This window comes from Mycobacterium asiaticum (assembly GCF_001673365.1).
GTDB lineage: Bacteria > Actinomycetota > Actinomycetes > Mycobacteriales > Mycobacteriaceae > Mycobacterium > Mycobacterium asiaticum_A.
In genome coordinates, this window is record NZ_LZLS01000141.1 from 1 (window position 1) to 6,687 (window position 6,687).

Genomic DNA, 6,687 nt, shown 5'->3' on the forward strand with positions numbered 1-6,687 from the left:
GTCCAGCCGGAAACTGCGGTGATCGCGCGCCTTCTCCACCACGTTGCGGACAAAGCCGGCGTTGCCCAGCATGTCGATGCCGCGAATCAGATCGCCGTCCTCGGAATAGGTTTCATCGGAGTAGAACTTGGTGTAGGACGGCAGCAAGATCGCGGCCTCGTGCTCGGTGATCACGTCTTCGTTCTCGTTGCCCATCAGGATCGTCAACGCGACCAGCTCTTCGGGCGTGTAACTGAAGAACTCGATGACCGTCGAAAAGCGCCGTCGCAGGCCCTGATTCACCTCGAGCATCTTTTCCATCGCCTTGGCATACCCGGCTCCGAACACCACCAGTTCGTCGCGGTGGTTCTCCATGTAAAGCAGCAAGGTGTTGATGATTGCGTTGCCGTACGGGTCGCCCTGCGAATAGCCCTTCTCGTGCAGCGTGTGCATCTCGTCGAAGAAGACGGCACCACCGAGGGCGCCTTCGAGCATCTCTTCGGCGTTCTTCTCGGCATCGGCCATGTAGCGGCCCAACAGCTTGGTGCGGCTGGTCTCCACCACCAGCGGCTTGCGCAGGACGGTCAACCCGCACAGCTGCTTGGTGAAAGCCCTTGCTACCGAGGTCTTTCCGGTACCGGGCGGCCCCAACAGCAGCGTGTGCCGGGACGTCACCGGAACCGGCAGCCCCATCTTGGCGCGCGCCAGGTTGACCTTGGTGGTCGACTTGATGAGCTTGATTTCCTTCTTGGCCTGGGCCATGCCGAGCATTGCGTTGAGTTCGGCGTCACCTTCGGCCAGGTACTTCGCCGCCTCTTCGGCGTGCCGAGCCGCCTCGGCTTGCGCGCGGGTCGGTGCGCTGTCCGGATCCCACGGGTCGGTGCGCGCCTCGATCGTCTCGGGGTCGGTCAGCACCAGCCGGAAGTTGGGGTTATCCAGCGCTTCCCGCGCCGGGGTGAACTTTGCGTCGCGCGAGTACACGCGGCGCAGCAGTTCGACGGCTTCCTCCTCCCGGCCGACGTGGCGCAAGCACATGCCCTGGGTGTAAAGGGCGATGTTGGCCGCCCCAGGTACCCGGTCACCTTCGATGGCTTCCTGGCCACGTCGGAAGGCTTCCTCGAAAACCCCCAGCGACGCCAACGCGGTGGTGGCCATCGCCGCCCCCGCCGCCTTCAGTTCTGGGTGTCGCCACGGGGTCGCCTCGGGAAACTGCGCCAGCACATCCGGCCACCGTTTGGTGCGGAAGTACAGAACGCCGCGCACGTAGCTCACCAGCTCGGCGTCGAAGGGATGCCGCGGGTCGGTGGTGTCGAGCAGGTCCGCGGCCTCTTTGTACCGCTTGTTTTCGGCCAGCACTGCTGCGTACGCGCACGCCAGCGAGTCCACGCTGGTCACCGCCAGTCGCAGGAACAACCCGTCGGAAACCTCGGGACGGAACTGTAAGTCGGTGACACCCAGCCGGCGGGTCTCCCAGCCGAATGTCCTTACGGCCGACCACGCACCGGCGAGCACCTCGATGCTTTGATCCCCGGCCAGTATCCGCGCCAGCCAGGCGTCGCACATCCCGTGATCCAGCGTTGTCGCGGTCGTGAACATCTGCGCGGCGACCTGGGGGTTATGACTGGGCTGCAGTCCGTTGACCGAGATTCCGGACGCCAACAAGCCCGCCACCATGGCGTTTCTGGCATCGTCCGCAGCTGACTGCGCTCGGGTCATAGCGGTGCTGAGCCTACGTGCTCCGGCTCCTGAGCCACTGGCAACTCCAGCTCGTCGTGGTCTTTGAGGTCGCGGCCCGGCACGACCAATTGTGGGCGACTAGAGGGGGCGGGCAGGCTGGCGCGGACGGCCGCCAATTGGCGACCGGTGAGCCGGTTGAGCCCTGCCGTGAGGTCTTTGGGCACTCGGCCCTCGCTGTGGTAGCGCACGAACGCCGACAGTTGCGGGCGCCCGGCCCGGGTGGTCAGTCGGATGGTGAGGACGGTCGCTCCCACTTCCGGGGCATCCATCAGCCACAACTGGTCCAGCTTTTCGGAGTCGATGTCAGAAGGTGACACCCAGAAACTGGTGACGAAGCCATTGAAGTGCTTCAGGTGACGCCACCCCGGCCGGCTCCAGGTCGGTTCCAGGTCCGCCAGCACCGCGCTGTCGACCTCGGCCAGTTCGTCGGCGGTCAACGGGCGAGCCGCACAGGTTTGTCCGTCCAGATCCTGGACCAGTCGCTCGGTGGCAGCCACCAAGGTCGACGCCAGCGAGTCGCGGCACACCACGGCGGCCACGTTGCGCTGCGGGTTCATCCGCAGCACCAACCAGGTGCGGCGACGGTCCGGGGCGGACCGATCGCCGGCCCCCTCGTTCGCCTCCCAGCCCTCCGGGCCCCACTCCGCCAGCGAGGCCGACGCCTTTGCGGCTGCCGCCCCACCGCGCACCTGCACGGACACGATGTCGATGCCGTCCAAGTGAATATCGAACTGGCGCAACCCATCCGCGACGGCCGCCACCGGCAGGAACGGGGCCCCCCCCGACGAGACGGACCGGTGTCGGTGCCGACCCGACGCATCGCCGTCGCCGCCGTCAACCTCGACGACCGCCACCAGCAGGCCGCGGTACTCGCGCACGCCTACTGTGTCGCGGCCGAACTTGCGCTTGTAGTCGATCGCCGGCGTGCATCCGGCGCCCAGCGCGGTACCCGGGTCGGCCGACCAATCCCACAACCAGGAGGCCAACCCGGAAGTCACCGTGATGCCGTGATAGGTGACAAGCGAGAGCAGTGTCACCAGCACCGCGACACCGACGCCGACCCACCATGCGATGCGGTTCTCGCCCTGCCACGACTGCGGCGCATGGCTGGCGATCACCAGGATGAGCACGTCGACCAGGAACACCGCGGTCACGCGCGGCCACGACAACGCCAACCCGAACTTGCGCTGGGCCTTCATCGTTGTTTCCGCGATCGTCGCATCAATGTCGCTGTACCGAACACTGCTCCGCCTATCAGTAGTGCCGCTGCCAGGCCGCCCGTGGCCACCCACACCGGCGCCATGTTGCGCGGGGCGGGCGGTTTCGGCAGCGACAGCGGCGCCGAGAGTTGCTTGGGTGCCTGGGGCGGTCCTTGCGGGACATCCCATGTCAATGCCGCGACGGGGTCGACCACACCGTATCCGACCTGGTTGTCGACGCCACGGGCGGGCGGCCTGGCCGTGTGGATCAGCCGCTGCATGATCTGGTACGCCGAGAGCTCGGGGAACTTGGCGCGCACCAGTGCAGCCACGCCCGACACAATCGCCGTGGCAAAACTCGTGCCCGCCGGAACCAGCAACGTGTTGTCCGGGCCGTCGATCGCGTTGATCAGCCCGTCGTCACGGGGCGAGAGGCCCATGACGTCGGTACCCGGTGCGGATATCGAAACCCACGGCCCGGCGATGCTCATCTGCGACAGCGGCTGGCCGTTGGTGTCGACCGCCCCGACGGTGAGGACGTAATCGCTGAACCACGAAGGTGTCACAACCGTCGTGACGGCGTTCCAGGCGCGTGGGTCACCGGGCGACAGCGGGTCGAAGATCGTGTTCTGCTTGCAGTCTTTCTTGCTGCTGTCGCCGGCCGCGGCCACGATCAGCGCGTTCTTGTCGACCGCCGCGTAGCGCACGGCGGCACCCAGGACGCGCTGATCGATCACGTTGCGGGCGCTCATGCAGGACACATCGGAAATGTTGATCACCGACGCTCCCATGTTGGCAGCATGCACGATGGCGCGGGCCATCGTCTCAACGTTGTCGATCTTGGCGGCCGTTTGCGGATCTTCGTCACCGGTGTAGGCGTCCTTGAGCCCGAACGCCTGGCTGGACTGCCGAATCGAGATCACCTCTACCTCGGGGGCGACCCCGCTGAAGGCGTCCGGCGGTGGTGCCGCTTGCGGACTCGGTCCCGGCGGAGGTGGCGGGGGTACCGATGTCGAGGAGGTCGAGGACGGCGATGTCGTCGTTGTCGTGGGGGCCAACGGGAACGGGGTCCGGGGGTCGGACCCAACGACAACGGGACGTACCTTCCCGCCGCCGGAGTAACCCGGAATGGTCACGGTGCCACCGCCATGATTGGCGGACGGCGCCTGCCCGGGACCTGGTGCCGGTCCCGGTCCTGGTGGCGCACCTTCTGACGGCGCTGGCGCCGGAATCACCGTGATGGTCGGACCCGGCACCGGTGACAGGGTCACCGTCTGCGGAGGTGGTGGCTTTTCGGTGGTGGGAATGGTCACCGGCCGCCTAGGCGACGCCGGCGGGGGTGCCGCGCCGTTGGCGGGAGCGCCAGCGATCATCGACGCAACCAGCGTGCCGTGAGCGTCGCAGTCCGAGAGCCCGTCCCCGCCGGCCATCACGTAGTCGCCGCCCGGGATCAGCCGCGGCAGCCGGGGGTGCGGGGTCACGCCGGTATCGATGACGGCAACCTTGATGCCTTCACCACGCCCGAACTGCCACGCCTCCTTGAGGTTCAACATCTCCATGTACTTCGGCGGCACTTTGAAGTCGGTGCCCGGCATCACCCCGACCTCGGTGCAGTAGGAGTTCTGCTTCATGGGTGCCACGGGTCCAGGTGGGCCATCCGGCGGCAACGCCCCCGGATCTATCGTCGGGGGCGAGATGGCGTGCGCGGCCGGCATACCGGCTAGTGCACCCGAACAAAGCAGCATCGCGGCGACGGCCGCGCTCATCGCGCGACCGCGCCGCGAGCGGCGGCTAGCGGTATCGAATAGCTGCATAGACATTCATCAACCACAATGCCAGCGGGAAGATCGGCATCAGGCAGAGGTATTCCAACCACTCCACGAACTTGCGGAACAGCGGGCTGTAAATGGTGTTGGGCACAACTGCCGCGGCGGTCAGGCCCGCGGTCGGCAGCGCAACCAGGATGGCCGCCGCGACGGACACCGACAAGGGCGAGGCCAGTACCAGCGCGTAGCGCACCAGCACCGCGGCGATGATGATCACGGCGGTAGCGGCCAAGGTGATGGATTGCCAGCGGTCGACGTACGAACGGCCACGCAGCATCAGGAACCCGGCGCTGAAGCCGGCCAGCAGCAGGGGCAGCCAACGCTCGTTCGTGTGCGGGTTGGAAAGGGCGGTCAGGCACACGACCATCAGGACGCCGAGTCCCACCAGCAGACCGCTCAAGAACGAGCGTGCCCGCTCGGCCTGCAGCAGCACATCGCGGACCGACGCCGGCCCTTCCAGCGTCGGCGGACCGCCCTCTGACCGCACCACCGTCGTCGGCAGGTCGGGACGGGCCTCGAACACCCACCGGCTGGTGGCTGACGGGAACACCGGCAGGCGGATGCCGGCGAACCGCCGGGACAGTGCCGGCGCGGCGTGGTACAGGATCACGCAGGTCAGTACCAAGCAAGACAGCAACGTCACCGCACTGGTGGCCGCCACCATCCTCGCCACACTGGCGATCGTCGTCAGGCCGCAGATGGTCACGACCGCGGTGTAGATCGACAGCCGACGACCGGTGAACCGCAGCGCCAGCGTCGCGGCGACGGTGAGGACACCGAAGCCCAGGACGGCTTGCGGGGCACCAACCGGGCCGGGCGGTGCCGCGGCGGACGCCACCGTAAGTGGAACGAGTCCGCTCATCAGCAGGATGTCGGCAACGCGGCGGTCCGCGTCCGTCTTGGCCCGCATCAGCAGCAGCACCGACACCGTCAGCACGAGGACGGCGACGATCGCGGCGAAGATCGTGGTCAACCAGGTGTTGTGGTGCCAGCGCCACCACCCCAGCACGCCTGATGCCAGCACCACGCCGGTCGCCACCATGCTGGCACCGACCTGAACCGCGACAATCGGGTCGATGGAAGCGAACCGCTTGCTGAGGTTGGACGAGACGGCCGTCGAGATGTGCTCGATGACCTGCGATCGGTGTTCGCTGTCCGGAATGAACCGGATCCAGAGCCGGTCACCGTCGTAGATGTCCTGCTCGGTCAGCGACTGAGTGGCGCGCAGCGGGGTCCCCTCGACCAGGCACAGCGCCCACCGGCCCCGACCGGTGGCATCCAACGGGGTCTCCCCCAGTTCCCGGAGCCGGCTGTTGACCACCTTCAACAGCGGGTCGGTCATCACCGACACCGGGGCGTTGGCATCCAGCAACACGCCGATCTGAACGCCCTCGCCGGCCATGATGCCGACGACGACGGCCCGAGGCGACGAAATGCCCTCAATATCAGTCTGTGGCGCATCAGCTACTGCGGTCATCGTCCTGCACCCCCTGCCATAACGATTCTGTGGATAGATGTCGGCCGCGTGGGGGTCTGTGTCAGTGCACTCACCGCGGCGCCTGTGCCGCCGTGGAGCAGCGACTGGACTGACTCCATTTTCATTTGCCTCGCCTCGCGGTTATTTGTTGTTGTCGGGACGTAATGCATTCAGTTTTGCAGTCCGCTTCGAAAGCAGTATGCCGTGTCGGCATCACACTCGCATTTTATGTTCAAAAACGTTGTTGCACTGCGCGTTTGGTAACGGCGTTGTTAAACCCTGCTGTGTGTTTTCCACTCGCCGTACGGCAAAGTGTCCAAAACGGTCTTGACCCCCACCTGCACCAGCTGCGGGGTGGCCGGACAAATAGCCAGCCATGCCTCGCCGGAGCCGGCCGTGCGTGCCTGTTGGTACAGCGCGATGCGGCCGCCCGACCCGTCTTTGAGGGACAACACGGACGCGCTGGGTC

The 6,687-nt window shown here is 66.5% G+C and carries 4 protein-coding genes and 1 pseudogene; all 5 read right to left on the reverse strand.

The features are described from left to right. A partial coding sequence (gene eccA, locus A5634_RS15045) for a type VII secretion AAA-ATPase EccA (protein ID WP_065144847.1) occupies positions 1–1,695 on the reverse strand: 1,695 nt, incomplete at its 3' end. Next, complete coding sequence (eccE, locus tag A5634_RS15050) at positions 1,692–2,915, reverse strand: type VII secretion protein EccE (protein ID WP_065144848.1); 1,224 nt, start codon at positions 2,913–2,915, stop codon at positions 1,692–1,694. The genes eccA and eccE, both read right to left, overlap by 4 nt. Then, the gene (gene mycP / locus A5634_RS15055) at positions 2,912–4,729 is read right to left on the reverse strand and encodes a type VII secretion-associated serine protease mycosin (RefSeq protein ID WP_065144849.1); all 1,818 of its coding nucleotides are present in this window, start codon (positions 4,727–4,729) and stop codon (positions 2,912–2,914) included. Before mycP ends, eccE begins: the two co-directional genes overlap by 4 nt. Beyond that, on the reverse strand, positions 4,707–6,218 hold the full coding sequence (gene eccD / locus A5634_RS15060) for a type VII secretion integral membrane protein EccD (RefSeq protein ID WP_065144850.1): 1,512 nt from the start codon (positions 6,216–6,218) through the stop codon (positions 4,707–4,709). The genes mycP and eccD overlap by 23 nt, the downstream gene beginning before the upstream one ends. 272 nt (positions 6,219–6,490) lie before the next feature. Further along, positions 6,491–6,687: pseudogene (locus A5634_RS15065) on the reverse strand (ESX secretion-associated protein EspG); the annotation flags it as partial.